This window comes from Colwellia sp. BRX8-7 (genome assembly GCF_014077275.1).
GTDB lineage: Bacteria > Pseudomonadota > Gammaproteobacteria > Enterobacterales > Alteromonadaceae > Colwellia_A.
This window is the reverse complement of sequence record NZ_JACGVP010000004.1, coordinates 132,282-147,987: the sequence shown is the minus strand read 5'-3', so window position 1 is coordinate 147,987 and position 15,706 is coordinate 132,282. Positions and strand designations below refer to the sequence as shown.

Genomic DNA, 15,706 nt, shown 5'->3' with positions numbered 1-15,706 from the left:
AACTATGGCTTTTTTTATGGCTGATAAAACAACTTAACATAGTAAATATAGACATAGCTTGGTATAACATCAGCAAAGACTTTTGTCAGGAAACTTTAAAAATGATCACACTATCCGCCAACCAATGCCGCATTATTGGTGTAATGCTTGAGAAAGAAATCACAACACCTGAGCAATATCCACTCTCATTAAATGGTATTACCCTAGGCTGTAATCAAAAAAGTAGCCGTGAGCCGGTAACGAATTTTTCTGAAAGTGATGTGCAAAACTTAGTCGATGAATTAGTAGAAATGAATCAATTAATGGTAGATAGAAAAGCTTCGGTAAGGGTAAATAAATATTTTCATCGTTTTTGTGATACTGAGTTTGGTCATTTAAAATTTACACGCCAGCAAAAAGCCATTATTTGTGTGTTATTACTAAGAGGGCCGCAAACCCCAGGAGAGTTAAGAACTCGTACCAATCGTTTAGCTGACTTTACCGATGTCAGTGAAGTTGAAACGACTTTGCATCAATTGCAAAATTTAAACAGTAAGATATTAGTCAAAAAGCTAGCGCGAGAGCCTGGCAAACGTGATTCTCGCTACGTTCATTTACTTTCTGATACCCATGAAAATCAATTAGCTGATACTAACATTGTCGATATAGACGATAGTTCATCTGAAAATCAGCATTATCTGGAGCAAAGAGTAGCAGATCTAGAAAGGCAAGTTACAGTATTGAGCGAACAAGTATCATGCCTAACAGCATTACTTGAAAATAAGTAATTAACGATTTAATGTGCATGAATGTCTGCAGTAAAGAACATACACTGCAGATAATTCCATTATGCATGTTCTACAATCGATACTTGCTTAATTGTCTCGCTTAATTCATTAAGGTCGAGAACGACAACATCTGCCAAATTTTCATAGCTTGCTGTTATACCATAATTGATAAGACAAGACATGGTGTTAGCATTACGCGCCGCTTGCAAGTCATATAAATAATCACCAACATACAATAAGTTTTCAGGGGCTATCTGCCAAAGCTCAGCTAAATGTAGTAACGCATCAGGGGCTGGTTTAGCTTTGTGATCTTCTCGGGTCAGTAATATCTCAATATCGATATTATTGTTTTTTACTTTTATCGTCGCTGCTTGTCGACAATTTCTGGTAACAATCGCACAAGGTAAAGACAACTCAGCTAATAAAGTTAAAATTTGGTCGGTTCCCACCAACTTATTTGCTGTCAGAGCATCATTTATTTCATATTCTACTATCACCTCATGAGCTTCAACTTGATGATGTTCTGGTAAAGCATCAATAAAATCTAATAAATCGATGCCTTTTGGACACCCCAAGGAAGCTCTTATACTGTCAAAATCTAAAGATGAAGAGACCAAGGTGTTGTCGAGATCAAATATCACCCCTAATGGTTTATGTGCTAACAATACTGTATTACTCCTCGTTATCGGACAAACGAATTAAGTGTAATAATAACATTCGCTTTGATTAGCAATTTATTACACCAAGTTATAATTAAACTGTGCAGTAATACGTGGCTATAGCGAATTCAGATCAGACTCGTCGATTAGCCTTAGAAAATTGATGTCTCGTTAAAACCTAATCAATAAACTGTTGTGAGGGTATGCTTTTATCTCCTCACAACACTCCCCCAATAACAATGGCTAAATGATAGACTCTTGCCAACGGTGTTTAATATGCTCTGCAACTCGAAATGCATTGGCATAAATGGTAAACGTGTAGGGAACACTACCGCCTGTGGGCATAAATGAGCCATCGGTAACATATAAATTATTGACTTCATGGGCTTGACAGTATTTATTCAATACCGATGTTTTGGGGTCATTACCGAACCGGCAACCTCCTGCCATTAAGTTTGTTGGCGGGTAGCTGCTAACAGAGCTAGTAATATTTTTTGCACCCATACTTTCCAGCAACTTCTTGCCTTTCTCCGCTAGATACTCTCCAACCACCCTATCATGTTGGTGTGCACCAATTCTTACCTTGGCGACTGCTTGCCCCCATTTATCAGTGACTTCTGGGTCTAAACTAACAAAACAATCGTCGGTGGGTAACCAGTCATTAAAGACTTCAAAACGTAAGGTTTTATAAGTGGTAAATTCTTCTTTTAAGTTTTTCTGTAATTGCTCGCCCCACACTAACTCATTTGCATCATTGAATTGTTGCCCTTGTGCACGAGCAATAGGGTTTTGATAAAAGAGAAAGTCTATGGTGCCGCCTTTCGCTTGACCTTGTAGATTAGCACCAGAGAAGCTTTTATCGTCAATTTGATACCAGTCTTGTAAAGCACGATTTATAAAAGGGCCAACTTGCTTTAATTGAGCTTGCTTTTGCGTTGTTAAATCAGCAAATAAAAAGTCCCCTTTACCTGTACCTCCACCACTAAACACTAAATTTTTACCCACTTGTCCGCTATTGTTCGCAAGCCCTTGTGGGAATTTTTTCCCTTTGGAAGCCAGCAATAAACGTGATGTTTCAACCGCTTGACAAGCAACAACATAAATTTTTGCTGTGGCTTTTTGTTCTCGACCTTGTGAGTCGTAATAATGGATGGCAGATATTTTACCTTCATCATCACTCGCTATATGATAAACCTTAGCATTCGCTTTAATGGTTAAATTTCCCGTTGCCACGGCATGGTTTAACAAAGCAGCTCGACCACTACCTTTGGCACCGGTTGAACAACCATAGCTACTACAATACCCTGAATACTCGCAACTTTTTCGTCCCATGGCTGGAGTCGATAAGATGGCACGAGGTACTGGCATTGAGTGATAGCCAATATTTTTTGCTGCTTTGTCAATCCAGTCTGATACTTGATGATCAACTAATGGCGGGTATGGGAAATCGCTTGAGCGTGGTTCTTGATGAGGGTGTGAAACAACTTTCCCCGAGACACCAACATCTCGTTCTACTTGCGCATAAAAAGGTTCAAGCTCGTGGTAACTGATCGGCCAATCGACAATATTAGCGCCTTCAATATCACCAAAGGTTGACTTTAACTTAAAATCTACCGGCTTTAATCGATGAAAATAACCGCTCATAAAGTTAGATGAACCACCAACAACATTACCGTTCCAGAAGCTCCAGCCCGACTCACTTGTTGGCTCGCCTTGCCAATAGTTTTCTCCGTCAGCGGTTTGATATTCTTCTTCAATAACATGCTGTTCATCAGCCAGTTTGGGATTATAAGAATCACGTAAACTAATCGCTAATTCATCTTTGAAAAATTCTTTCTCGGTTAACCACGGACCTTTTTCCAGTATTAATACTTTAGCGCCAGCTTTCGCTAATGTATAAGCGACAGGTGAGGCCCCTGCACCACTACCAACTATGCAAATATCAAAACTCATGCTTTGTTACTTCCTTTAACTGTCGACCACTTTTTATTTGCTAATAAGTCTTTTGATTGAATAATGTTGTTGGCACTTTTGTCGCTGGTCACCGAACGTTTGGGTAACTCGAAATAACGTTGACCCGCGTCAGGTAATGGAAAGCCCGCTTGATGCTCTAGCCATTGCCAACCAGTACCTTTTGGATTACCGCCATAAGCAGGTGGCGATAACATAGCTTCAAAAATATAACCCAGTAGATTATTGAGCCAGTTTTCGCCCGCTCTCGAGCCACTGATCCCTCGTAACATCGTTTCTTTTTCGACTTTGCTTAACTCAGTAAAGTTTTTTTGTAATTGGTTTTGTGTATAACCATTTAACCAACCGACACCTTTAAAAATAAAGTCAATTTCACTTTTTTCAGTGGGTTGCTGATAAACAACGTTATATAAATAAATAACGACTTGTAACTCTTTGGCGCTTGGACCACTACTTGATTCTGGTAAGAGATGATCAAGCACGGCATTCAAGGTTAACCAAGGCTCTGCCTGCAAAGTCTCAAACACTTTATCTTTTTCATGTTGACTGAACGCTACCGCAGGAAGTGCAGAGATTGCCGTTGCTCCCGCCGCTGATTTCAATAATTTACGACGAGAAAACTTATGTGATAACCAAGATGGTGTTTGATAATTTTTATCAAAGAAGCTGTTGATTTTATTTAATGCTGTACCTGACATTGATTTATCCTTTTGTCTCACTGCTTTGCCATTTATTAAGAAAGGCTAACCACTGTTCTTTAGAATATTGTTCACCAACGAGTAATTCGGCAGTATCTTTTGATAAAAGCATTTTACCGCTACTTGTTGATACGTACATATGAGGATAGCCTAAAACGGGTGGTAACGATTTCATAAACGCTTCATTTTCATTACTGTCACTGACGCTTATTTTTAACAAGACAAACTCACTATGGAGCTTCTGATAAACCTCAGGGTTTTCAGCCAAAAAAACATCCATTTTTTTACACCAACTGCACCAGTTGCCACCAATTTCAATTAGCACATTACGCTGAGTTTTTTGAGCTAGCTTTATTGCCGCATTCGCATCTTTAAAGGGATCACTTTTTTCATCATAGACTTTACTGTATTTAGGTAAATCATCAGCGTTAATGGCTGAGGCGGGTGTTATTAACAAAAAAGAAGCGAAAGTAACAAGCATTAACACAACAAAGCTTTTCATAAATAGGCTCAATATAAATTAGGATATTGTAAAGTACTGCTAACTAGACCCTAATTAGATTAACTATATTTCAAATTGTTTTCACGTGATTATGTCAAATTTGTTGCTGAACGATTATAATGCGCAACAATTATTTCACCATAGGTATATTAACATGCGTCCAAGCGGCAGAACTCCAGGTCAAATACGTCCTGTAACCATTACTCGTCAATTTACTACTCATGCTGAAGGTTCAGTATTAATTGAATTTGGCGACACCAAAGTTATTTGTACTGCCTCAGTAGAAGTCGGTGTACCACGTTTTTTAAAAGGACAAGGTAAAGGTTGGATCACAGCAGAGTATGGCATGTTACCTCGCTCTACCCACACCCGTATGCGCAGAGAAGCAGCTAACGGCAAACAAAGTGGTCGTACGTTGGAAATATCTCGTTTAATCGCTCGTGCATTGCGCGCAGCTGTCGATTTGAAAGCCCTAGGTGAAAATACCATTAGCGTCGATTGCGATGTTATACAAGCTGATGGCGGTACACGTACTGCTTCCATTACCGGTGCTTGTGTCGCATTAGTCGATGCTTTAAATTATATGCGCGCTAAAGATATTATTAAAACTAATCCATTAAAGCATATGATAGCAGCAGTTTCTGTTGGTATTTATAAAGGTGAAGCCGTTTCGGATCTTGATTACCCAGAAGATTCTGCTGCCGATACCGATATGAATGTCGTTATGACAGACACAGGCAAATTGATTGAAATTCAAGGCACAGCAGAAGAAGCGCCGTTTAGCTTTGATGAAATGCACAATATGCTAGCGTTAGCAAAAGATAGTATTAACGAATTATTTGATTTACAAAAGTTAGCCCTTAGCTAAATACTCTGATTAAAGTGGGAATAAAGATGAAAGATTATCAACGTGAATTTATTGAATTTGCTCTAGCGAAAGAAGTACTTCGCTTTGGTGAATTCACTTTGAAGTCAGGCCGTACAAGTCCATACTTTTTTAATGCGGGTTTATTTAATACCGGCGGTGATTTAGCACGCTTAGGTCGTTTTTACGCACAAGCACTCGTTGATTCTACTATCGCGTTTGATTTGCTTTTCGGTCCAGCTTATAAGGGCATACCAATTGCAACCACCACTGCAGTAGCATTAGCTGATCATCACGGTATGGACATGCCTTATTGTTTTAACCGTAAGGAAGCAAAAACTCACGGTGAAGGTGGCAGCTTAGTTGGCTCTCCTTTACAAGGTAAGATAATGTTAGTGGACGACGTTATTACTGCCGGCACTGCTATTCGTGAATCAATGGAAATTATTAAGGCCCATGGCGCTCAATTGTCTGGTGTATTAATCGCTCTTGACCGCCAAGAAAAAGGCCAAGGTGAATTATCTGCTATTCAAGAAGTTGAACGTGACTTTGGTACAGAAGTTATTGCCATTGTTACCCTAGCTGACGTGGTTACTTACCTTGAAGAGAACCTTGCTTTGCAACCTGCATTAGCGACAAGTTTAGCGAGTATTAATAAATACCGTGAGAATTACGGTATTTAGCTGACAATCATTAATATCACTTTAGCTTAATGATACAAGCACAATAAAAAGCCTCATTATTTATTAATAATGAGGCTTTTTCTTTATAGCGCAATAACTTAAGAGGTTTTAGGCCGTTAATTGGAAATGAAAACTGGGTTCTTTTTCATAAGCTTGAGTAATGCCAGCATAGAGGCTTTCAATTCTTAAAGCTCGCTCATCAACAGAGCTATCACGGTTAGCTATAATTTCGTCCTGAGACGCTAACGTGCGATTAACTAGTGTATCAAAATCTTCTGTTTCTTGATTTTCTTCTGCTGAAAAGACATCACGAGACTTACCTTGGACGGTTACATTTTTTGCTTCACTGGTGTCTGCTGAACTAATCGCGGCCAGCTCTGTTTGCGCTTGTAAAATAGCTCGCGACGCTGAAGCTGCAACACGGGTGTCTTGAATTGATGGATCGGCAGGTGCTAGTGCGGCGGCATAGACCTTTTGCATTTTCGTTATGGTTGCTCTTGGATCGCCATTAACCGTAGAAAGGTCTACTGAAACTTCACCACCAACAGCATATTTCTTTCCGTCTGGACCCATTTCAAAAGTATATGAAGGTGAGCCCGTTGATGCGCCACCGACAGAAGCATGTGCCAATTCATGAGCACGTACTTCTTGATCTCTTAGTTGTAGCTCATTAATAATTCTTTGTTCGGTAAAAGCTTCTCGACTGTTAGGAGCCGGTTTGCCATCAGGGGAGCTTGCTGAATTTTGACCATTTTCACTATCATCTTCAATAGCATTTTCGTTTGCTAGAAAAGTCTCAGCTGCAGATTGTTGTTCTGATGAACCACTCTCGCGATTACTATCACCGCTAATCGTTTTTGTTGCTGATTCCGCTTGCTTGCGGATGCTTTCAAAATCAAAATTTTCATTATTCTGTGCAGGGGTTCTGCCTCTTTCTCTGTCAGAAGCTACCCCTTTTTCTGCTGCAGACTGGTTTGAGGCCGCTGGTTTTGCAATAACTTCGCGGATATTATTTTCACGACGCAAGCTATCCGTTTGCGGATTAACCGCAGTAGGAATAGACAGAGTAGGCGTTTGCGGCGTGATGTTCATCGGTTATGCTCGAACGTCTAATAGCGTGCCTAAAGTTTCATCAGCTGTTTGAATAACATCGGCGGACGCTTTCGCTTGAAATTCTGCAACTTTTAAATCGACAACGGCTTTGGTAAGGTCTGGTAATTCTGCTGAACTAGCATTCTTACTAGCTGTATTTGGGCTAGGTGCATTATCAGTATTGTTTTCTTGGCCAATACCAAAATCTTCAGGACTAACAGCTAAGTTAGCCGCAATATCTGCTGCAGCTTCTGTTACATCGCCTTGCGCTTTTTGAAAGCCTTGTAGACCACTTGCTAATGCTGATTGTATTTCCATAACAAACTCCTCTATACCTATTAACAGAATAACAATGTACAAATAAGTAAATACTAAATTTACAGACTTAATTTACATATTTAATTTAAATACTTAGCTTAAGTAATCGGCTTAAGTACTCAGTTTTTGCTATTTAACCCTGCAACATCTTTGTTCAATTATCATACAATACGACTAAAAAGTAAAGGATCGATTTATCGATAAGTACCTTCAACTAAAGGGGCTAGCCAAGTCGTTAGTGTTTCGAGAAACGCCTCCGGGTGAGAAATAAAAGGTGCATGTGATGCCTGCTCAAAAATAACAACATCACTGTTAGGTGATAATGCAGTAATAGCTGTAATTGCCTTGCGCGGCACTAAGCCGTCAAGCTTTCCGTATAACCGCAAGTAGGGTATCGATATTTGGGCGAGACTTTCGCGCTGATCAACGGTTGTCAATAATTGCAGCGACTCATCTAAAGTTGATTTGGTTGGCATTGGAAACTGCATAACGAGTTCTCGTAGCAATTTAATATCATGACGTAAATGAGGGCTGCCCATCGCCTGAACTTTTAAAAAGTTATTAATCGTCTTGGCGGTATCTTCTGCTAGTTGTCGATGAAATATCGCTAAAACATCTGGCTTAATGCCAAACCAGTTCTCTTGCTCAACAAAACAAGGCGAGCTAGCGACCGTGATTAATGCTTTCACTTGCTTTGGAAAATTTAATGCTATTTCACTGGCAATCAAACCACCTAACGACCAACCTATATATACCGCAGGTTTTGCTACAGATTGCGCTATTAATGATGCAACTTCAGCTAAAGTATAAGGAGATATTGAGTGTTCTAAATTAGCACCAAAACCAGGTAAATCGACAGTGATCACTTCAAAGTGCTCTTTTAATACCTCGACACTCGGTTGCCAAACGCCCGAGTTTAATCCCCAGCCATGAATAAAAACTAGCGGAAGTCCGCACCCTTGACTCGATATTTTTAAAGTTTCTGCCATGCTCATAATAGAGGGTATTACCGTTAATTTTTATTACACGAAGTTAACGACAGTTTACTTAAAGAAGGTATTAAATGGAATTTAACCACGTAAAATTTATTCAATATTTAAAACAAAAATCATTTAACTTTATTGATCGTTTAAAGTTGTTTAAAACACAATTAAGTTGTTGTGACTTATGTGGTGGTCGCTGTCAAAGCCAAGCGCTTATTTGTGATTTTTGCTTGGCTGATTTACCACTTTTTGATTTAAAAAAATTACACGGTGATTTATTAACCTGGCCAGCGATAAATACTATATTACCTAAAAGAATTTTTGATCAGTTAATCTCAGTATCAGCTTACCAATGGCCCATAGACTTATGGGTCAGGCAACTAAAGTATCACGGCCGTTTTGAATTTGTCCCTTTACTGAGTGTTTTATTATTTAAACAATGGAAAAACGCCTTACCGTATGAAAATAAACCTTATACGCATTGTCCCCATCAACCCTTACTATTGTCCGTACCAATACACATGAAAAAATGGCAAACGCGAGGCTTTAATCAAGCGCATTTATTGGCAGAAGATTTTGCCCGCCTTGCACAAATGCCCTATTGTCCAGATGCATTGCAGCGTATTAGTCACGATAAAAGCCAAGCAGGTCAAACCGGTGTTATTCGCCGTAAAAATTTACGGCATGCCTTTAAACTGTCAAGCGAATATTTAGTCAATAAAAGCGATCAACAATCACGTTTACCTGAACACGTATTGCTCCTTGATGATGTGGTAACAACAGGTTCAACGTGTAATGAAATTTGTCGTTTATTGAAAGCTAATGGCGTTAAAAAAGTTACCGTATTAAGCCTTTGTTTATCTTTACCTAATAACAAAATTCAATAAAAGTTAACTTATACGGTGTTAGCTTTACACAATTTAAATCTTTTCATCTCTCAACAAATTATTAATGAGTAGTAGAAGCGTTAAATGCTTTAGCAAAAAATAAGCTGTTCGCTATTAGCTTTGAACTGCCTAACCAATAGCCACGAAAAGCTAAATTGTCAGTACTGGCAATAACTCGCCCATTACCATAATTATGGGCGACTATAGCTGAAGAATTTGCCACTCGATTGACCATGTTTTTATCAGCATAACCGCTCAATAATGGCCGTGCATTATATTTCGCCACTGAGATAAACGGCTTTGAACTATGTTGCAAAATTAATGTACTGTTGCGAAATAACGGTAAACGGTTATCCGTATAACCATAAGCTAACGGATGCGAGGTATCGAGTCTTGACTCAAAAATCGCGCCAGCAATACGTTTACGCCCAGCCAGTTTTTCTTTGTCTTGGTAGCGTACATTATCCGTATCAAATAACTGGTTGATTTCATTAGTAGTAACGAAGTTCATCGCCAGTAATTCATATTCTGATAAAAATTTAGCTGCTCGTTTCTGCCCAAAAATGACACCACCACTTTTTGTCCATGCCGCTATTTTATCGACATCATCTTGTCCAAGAGAATCGTATTTGCCATCAACCATAATAATATGACTATAACCACTTAACTCAATTTTTGCTAAACGCTGCTGCTCTACAACCGTTACAGGGATAGACAGGGTATCGTCAAGATAAAATAACATCTCTGCACTCTCGTATTGAGAAACGCCTTTACCACCGAGCATTAAAACCTTTACTGGCGATAATAACCGGAAAGAACCACTACCTATATCTATACCTTTAACGGTTAATCCCGTCGACAAGCTATTAATAGGTATATCAATTTTTTGACTACTTTGCGTGACAATATCACGCCAATTTAATTGCGTTTGTATGCCCGCAGGAATAATAATACTGCCTCGCGCAAAATCTTTATTAACCATTTTTCCATCAAGTTTAAATCGTGACGAAAAAGTTTTTGTAGCAACCTTTGCTTTGATACCTTTATTAAGTAAGTCATTGAGTAATTTGGGTGCTAAAAAATGATGCCACTCAAATGCGTAGGCATACGCCTGTTGCTCAATACCACTGTTATCCGCTATATTTGTTGGCTTCTCCCAAGCATTATCTGCCAGTTTTAGTCCCCAAGTACGACCAACCCGATAAAAGTCTATATCCATTGCCAGTGGCATTGTCCAACCCGAAACATCATAAAAGGTATTGTCTTCGAACTGAGTTTGCTGCGAAAACAACGCTTGAATAACTCGATACTGACGCTGGTCTAATGGCACATAGAAGCTATGTTCTTTAGCATAAACAACGCCAGCTAAACGAAAGTCTTCAGTCAGCGGATAGACCTTAATCTGATGTTGTTTTAATTTATCAAGTAGGACGTTGAGGCGATAAAAATCATGTGTTTCATGTAATAAGTAGCCACTAAAGCTTTCTTGATCAGCCAATTTTTCTGACTCTTTATAAAAGTTTTTCCGGTAACTCAGTAGCTTGGTCTTATTTTTCCAAGCCCCCTCAATGGTAGAGAGTGAAGTTAATACGTGATTTTGAATACCAAACTCAAAGGTTAATAAGCCATTATCACTATTTTGTTGCATACCTCGGCTACTTGCTTGTTCGAATAAAACACCGACTCCACCGTTAATGTCTGGGTAAGTAGAGCCTTTCCCGTAATAAAAGTCATCGAAATTTTCTTGGCTGTAATAAAGGCGATCATTTTTATCAAGTGCCTTCGCATGATAGGTTGCTAAAAGTTGTGTCATTTCTGTATTGGCACTTGGCGTTAATGGGTGAGTACGCGTTGGAATGCCTGGCTGAAAAAAGTAACTGCCATTGGCACTCATCTCATGAAAATCGCCTAATACATGAGGCTGATATTGGTGAAAATACGCTAATCTATGTTGACTTTCTTTTTGTGCGAGTAATAACCAGTCACGGTTAAGATCAAAACCAAAATGGTTGGTACGACCGGTAAGCCAACCTTGGTGATGCTCGATATGATTAGGATCCGCATTAGGTGTGCTGCCGCGATGCATATTCGCCCATTGCACAAATCTATCCATGCCATCAGGGTTAATACTTGGCTCAATAACAATCAGGGTATTTTCTAGCATTTGTTTTATATCAGTGTTTTCACTTGCCGCCAAATGATATGCCACGGCCATTGCCGCATTAGCGCCACTAATTTCATCACCGTGTACACTGTAGCCAAGCCAAATGACTAACGGTGAACTGATGTCATCGGCGCTCCCCGTGGTTGATCTTTTTGCCAATATTTTACTCAAATTAGCTAAATTACCTTTAGAAGAAATCGTCAATAGCACTTGCTGGCGTAGTTCTTGGGTCTGTCCAATATCCGTCAGTGTGATCCGCTCTGAGCTGTTTGCTAATACTTTGATGTAGTTGAGGAGTTGATCATGACGAATATGTCGCTCGCCAATGCCAAAGCCTAATGAGCTTTCTGGGGTTGGAATAGCTTGATTGTAAGTGTGATCGGTTGGTAAATAGTCGGTAACTTTTGCCGCATAACTCAATGGTGAAAAAATAAAAAAACCGACCAGCACGGCTAAAAACAATCGTGGTAACATAAAATATATCCTTGAATTCAATAACAATAAAATACCAAAATCTATCGAAACACACCAGAATAACTGTCTCTTTTTATCATATTGTTATTTCAATTAACTATAATTTCACTAGCGTATAGGTAGATAACAGCGTAAAATATTAATACCTGACTAAATTAGTCAGGTATTAATATTTTCAATCTCTAAGGTCCGTGAGAAACTTTAGAGAAATTTTGGTAACAAGTGTAAGAGAGTAATAACCGTGATGATCAATATTTCCGAAACAGCACAATCGCATTTCGCTAAATTATTAGAACAACAAGCAGAAGGCACAAGTATCCGTGTATTTGTTGTTAATCCAGGTACTGCTAGTGCAGAGTGTGGCGTGTCTTACTGCCCAGCTGACGCGATAGAACCTGAAGATATTGAAATGAAATTCGAACACTTCTCTGCTTATATTGACGGTGACAGTAAGCTGTACTTAGAAGATGCTGAAATAGATTTCACCACAGATCAAATGGGTTCACAATTAACCTTAAAAGCGCCAAATGCTAAATTAAGAAAAGTAAATGACGATGCGCCATTATTCGAACGTGTTGACTACTTCTTAAAAGCAGAAGTTAATCCACAGTTAGCTGGCCATGGTGGTGAGTGTACGTTAATGGAAATTACTGATGACGGTTTCGCTATTCTACAATTTGGTGGTGGCTGTAATGGTTGTAGTCAAATTGATGTCACTGTAAAAGATGGCATCGAAAAACAACTTCTCGAAACAATGGCAGGCGAGATAAAAGGTGTTCGTGATATGACTGAACACGAACGTGGTGATCATTCTTACTATTAAGTTATTTGTTCGTTAACCTGACAACTATACTGACTGCTGAGTTATTCATTAATTTAAAATGATAACAATACTTGAAAAATTAGGCCAAGACCCGCAAAGAAGCTTAGTGCTTTTTACTCGCGGACTTGGTCTTTTTGCTATTGGCGCTTGCTTAATTTTTATCGGTTACTATTACCATTATTATTGGCAAATCGCCGGCATTGTTTTTTTAGCTATTGGTCTGTTAACCTCTGCTTGGGGTTACAGTGGGATCTTTGCTAATCGTTTACTCAATATTTTTGATCGTCAGACAAATAAAAAAATTAAAGACTAATGGGTTGTTTTTCTATAACGCGATAATAATGCCAAGCTAAGCTTAATCCTCGAACCAGCAAAAACACACTAAATGCAGCCCATAACCCATGATTACCAAAGCCTTGTAATAGCCACCACATTGGAAAAAAGCAACCAAAGGTCGCAATTATCATGCTATTTCGCATCACTTTGGCTTTCATTAGACCAACAAAAACACCATCAAATAAATAACACCAACAGCCTAATACCGGTAAGATAATCATCCAATGTACATATTGTTCGGTCGAGAAAACAACCTCTGGAATATCGGTTAGTAAACCAATCAAGAAATCACCTGCTATGGCAAAGAGTGCACTATAAGTGAGCGCAAAGAGTCCCGTCCAAAATAAAGCGATTTTAACGACAAAATTACGCTGTTTAAGATTCTTTTGCCCTTGTGCTTTCCCCACTAACACTTCTGCTGCATTGGCAATGCCGTCTAATCCAAATGAGATTAACAAAACAAAGTTCATTAAAATGGCATTAGTTGCAATAACATCATCCCCTAACCTAGCCCCTTGAAAAGTAATAAAGACAAAACAAATCTCTAAGCACAGTGTTCGAATAAGAATATCTCGATTAAGTTGAAAGTAATTGGTCAGCGCTGACTTCTCAAATAACTGATCTCTGATAGCTGTAAATTTTCCCACCATTTTTATTAATATACTTTTTAGGGGTTGTCGATTACCTGTCTGTTGCGCAAAGATAATATAAGCCAACCCTATAATAACACCTGAATATTCAGCGATTAACGTTGCTGACGCCACCCCTTGCACTTGCCAATCAAACACTAAGACAAACAATAGATCTAGCGACAAGTTAATTAGGTTAGTGACGATCAATATCCACATTACAGCCTTAGCTTTATGATTGCCCAACAACCATCCTAATATAACAAGATTTGATAACGCAGCAGGCAAACCCCAAATACGGATATCACAATATTGCTTAGCATAAAATTGTATTTGTTCAGATCCTCCGGCTAAACCTAAGCTCAGATCAAGATAAAAAGACTGTAACAAAATCAGTGCACCACCAATTAAGCAAGCCACTAACAAACCTCGTAGCAGAACCAATAAACTTTTTTGTGCGTTTTCTTCACCTAATGCCTGAGCGGTAAGACCTGTAGTCGACATACGTAAAAAGCCACACAACCAAGTAACAAAGGTAATAATCATTGCCCCGACTGTACTGCCACCTAGGTAATAGGCTTGGTCTAAATGTCCTAAAACAGCAGTATCAACTAAGCCTAGAAGAGGTATGGTGATATTTGAAAAAATCATCGGTAAGGCGATGAGGAATAGTTGTTTATGGTGGTTGATAGTATTAACGTTCAAAAAAGTATTCCATATAAAAATTACCTGAAAATTTACTATAAAAAGAAAGCAAAACGCGCTATTTTTATGACTGACTAAACAAGGGCTTCACTCATGAAATTTTTATTACCTGCACTATTGCTATCTTGCTTTCACTTTTCTAGCTTTGCCGCTGTAATTTTACAATATCACCATGTTAGTGACAAAACACCGGCAAGTACTAGTATTTCACCGGAACAGTTTCAAATTCATATGCAGTATTTATCTGATAACAATTTCAATGTCATCGCGCTTTCAGATTTAATGAATTCTATCAAGAAACAGCAACCTATTACTGACAAAACAGTGGCAATAACATTTGATGATGCTTATCTTGATATTCTACTCAATGGTAAGCCTATTCTCGACAAATTTAATTATCCTTTTACGATTTTTATCAACCCTGCCATTGTTGAGCGTGGCTCGAGTAACTATCTTACTTGGCAACAACTTAAAACGATGGCTGATCAAGGCGTTATTATAGCTAACCATGGCATGGAACATGACTCTATGGCCCGTATTAGTGAAGGTTTAACCGAACAGCAATGGCTAATAAAACATACTGAACTATTATTAGAGGCTGAAAGTATTATTAAAGAAAAAACCGGACAAAGTTGGCGCTATTTTGCCTACCCTTATGGTGAGTACACTCCGGCAGTACAACAATGGGTAGCACAAAACGATTTTATTGCTTTTTCACAACAATCAGGAGCCGTAGGCTTAGCAACAGATTTAACAAGCGTGCCACGTTTTCCTGCTTCAAAGCCCTATGATCAAATATCTAGTCTGCGTGATAAATTAAAATCTTTACCTTTCAACATGACTTTACGTAATGAGAATGCAAGTACTATTGTCGAGTATAACCAATCAAAATCAGTGACTTTTGATGTTGTCGTTGAAGATTTTCTTCCCGCACAATTGAACTGTTATATTTCGGGTTTAGGTCGACAAAAAATAGAATGGCAAGAAGAAAATAGTTTTACCATTAATTATAGCGCGCCCTTGCCCATTGGCCGTGTTCGCTGTAACTGTACCGCGCCAAGTATTAGTGAGCCAGGACGTTATTATTGGTACTCAAAGCCTTGGTTTGTCTTAAAAGAAGGTATGCAGTGGTATCCGCTTTAACAAATAT

The 15,706-nt window shown here is 38.8% G+C and carries 16 protein-coding genes; 7 read left to right on the top strand and 9 right to left on the bottom strand.

Annotated features, from left to right (window positions below):
• The first annotated feature begins 101 nt into the window (after positions 1 to 101).
• A complete protein-coding gene (locus tag H4J57_RS05505; protein WP_182242185.1) occupies positions 102 to 767 on the top strand; it encodes a YceH family protein in 666 nt (221 codons plus the stop codon).
• A 59-nt stretch (positions 768 to 826) separates the two neighbouring features.
• Here the strand turns inward: H4J57_RS05505 and H4J57_RS05500 are convergent, their stop codons facing one another.
• The 4 genes from H4J57_RS05500 to H4J57_RS05485 all read right to left on the bottom strand — a co-directional run bounded on the left by H4J57_RS05500 (position 827) and on the right by H4J57_RS05485 (position 4,597).
• Positions 827 to 1,432, bottom strand: a complete 606-nt coding sequence (locus H4J57_RS05500; protein ID WP_182242184.1) for an HAD family hydrolase — start codon at positions 1,430 to 1,432, stop codon at positions 827 to 829.
• Positions 1,433 to 1,669: 237 nt separating this feature from the next.
• On the bottom strand, positions 1,670 to 3,379 hold the full coding sequence (locus H4J57_RS05495; RefSeq protein WP_182242183.1) for a GMC family oxidoreductase: 1,710 nt from the start codon (positions 3,377 to 3,379) through the stop codon (positions 1,670 to 1,672).
• Positions 3,376 to 4,095 carry a gluconate 2-dehydrogenase subunit 3 family protein gene (locus H4J57_RS05490; RefSeq protein WP_182242182.1) on the bottom strand — a complete coding sequence of 240 codons (720 nt, stop codon included), beginning with the start codon at positions 4,093 to 4,095 and terminating at the stop codon, positions 3,376 to 3,378. The genes H4J57_RS05495 and H4J57_RS05490 overlap by 4 nt, the downstream gene beginning before the upstream one ends.
• A 4-nt stretch (positions 4,096 to 4,099) precedes the next feature.
• Positions 4,100 to 4,597 (bottom strand): thioredoxin family protein, encoded by a 498-nt coding sequence (locus H4J57_RS05485; protein ID WP_083277985.1) that lies wholly within the window; start codon positions 4,595 to 4,597, stop codon positions 4,100 to 4,102.
• Between the two features lie 154 nt (positions 4,598 to 4,751).
• On the opposite strand from H4J57_RS05485, the gene rph reads away from it, so the two are divergent.
• Both rph and pyrE read left to right on the top strand, forming a co-directional pair.
• Positions 4,752 to 5,465 carry a ribonuclease PH gene (gene rph, locus H4J57_RS05480; RefSeq protein ID WP_070375502.1) on the top strand — a complete coding sequence of 238 codons (714 nt, stop codon included), beginning with the start codon at positions 4,752 to 4,754 and terminating at the stop codon, positions 5,463 to 5,465.
• Between the two features lie 26 nt (positions 5,466 to 5,491).
• Positions 5,492 to 6,145 (top strand): orotate phosphoribosyltransferase, encoded by a 654-nt coding sequence (pyrE, locus tag H4J57_RS05475; protein ID WP_182214442.1) that lies wholly within the window; start codon positions 5,492 to 5,494, stop codon positions 6,143 to 6,145.
• A gap of 108 nt (positions 6,146 to 6,253) precedes the next feature.
• Here the strand turns inward: pyrE and H4J57_RS05470 are convergent, their stop codons facing one another.
• From H4J57_RS05470 to bioH, 3 genes are all read right to left on the bottom strand, one after another.
• A complete protein-coding gene (locus H4J57_RS05470; RefSeq protein WP_182242181.1) occupies positions 6,254 to 7,237 on the bottom strand; it encodes a putative metalloprotease CJM1_0395 family protein in 984 nt (327 codons plus the stop codon).
• Positions 7,238 to 7,240: 3 nt separating this feature from the next.
• Positions 7,241 to 7,555 (bottom strand): hypothetical protein, encoded by a 315-nt coding sequence (locus H4J57_RS05465; protein WP_182242180.1) that lies wholly within the window; start codon positions 7,553 to 7,555, stop codon positions 7,241 to 7,243.
• A gap of 194 nt (positions 7,556 to 7,749) precedes the next feature.
• The gene (bioH, locus tag H4J57_RS05460; RefSeq protein WP_220465887.1) at positions 7,750 to 8,550 is read right to left on the bottom strand and encodes a pimeloyl-ACP methyl ester esterase BioH; all 801 of its coding nucleotides are present in this window, start codon (positions 8,548 to 8,550) and stop codon (positions 7,750 to 7,752) included.
• A 68-nt stretch (positions 8,551 to 8,618) separates the two neighbouring features.
• On the opposite strand from bioH, the gene H4J57_RS05455 reads away from it, so the two are divergent.
• Positions 8,619 to 9,425: a ComF family protein gene (locus H4J57_RS05455; RefSeq protein ID WP_182242179.1), complete on the top strand. Its 807-nt coding sequence runs from the start codon at positions 8,619 to 8,621 to the stop codon at positions 9,423 to 9,425.
• Positions 9,426 to 9,486: 61 nt separating this feature from the next.
• Here the strand turns inward: H4J57_RS05455 and H4J57_RS05450 are convergent, their stop codons facing one another.
• Complete coding sequence (locus tag H4J57_RS05450) at positions 9,487 to 12,063, bottom strand: M14 family zinc carboxypeptidase (RefSeq protein WP_182242178.1); 2,577 nt, start codon at positions 12,061 to 12,063, stop codon at positions 9,487 to 9,489.
• Between the two features lie 244 nt (positions 12,064 to 12,307).
• Here H4J57_RS05450 and nfuA point away from each other — a divergent pair, with 244 nt between their 5' ends.
• On the top strand, positions 12,308 to 12,886 hold the full coding sequence (gene nfuA, locus H4J57_RS05445; protein WP_070375496.1) for a Fe-S biogenesis protein NfuA: 579 nt from the start codon (positions 12,308 to 12,310) through the stop codon (positions 12,884 to 12,886).
• A 58-nt stretch (positions 12,887 to 12,944) separates the two neighbouring features.
• Positions 12,945 to 13,199, top strand: coding sequence for a hypothetical protein (locus H4J57_RS05440; RefSeq protein WP_182242177.1), 255 nt, complete (start codon positions 12,945 to 12,947; stop codon positions 13,197 to 13,199).
• Here H4J57_RS05440 and H4J57_RS05435 read toward each other — a convergent pair.
• Complete coding sequence (locus tag H4J57_RS05435; protein WP_310733554.1) at positions 13,189 to 14,556, bottom strand: MATE family efflux transporter; 1,368 nt, start codon at positions 14,554 to 14,556, stop codon at positions 13,189 to 13,191. The two genes, H4J57_RS05440 and H4J57_RS05435, sit on opposite strands and share 11 nt — an antisense overlap.
• A 93-nt stretch (positions 14,557 to 14,649) precedes the next feature.
• On the opposite strand from H4J57_RS05435, the gene H4J57_RS05430 reads away from it, so the two are divergent.
• The gene (locus tag H4J57_RS05430) at positions 14,650 to 15,699 is read left to right on the top strand and encodes a polysaccharide deacetylase family protein (protein ID WP_182221317.1); all 1,050 of its coding nucleotides are present in this window, start codon (positions 14,650 to 14,652) and stop codon (positions 15,697 to 15,699) included.
• The last annotated feature ends 7 nt before the right edge of the window (positions 15,700 to 15,706 follow it).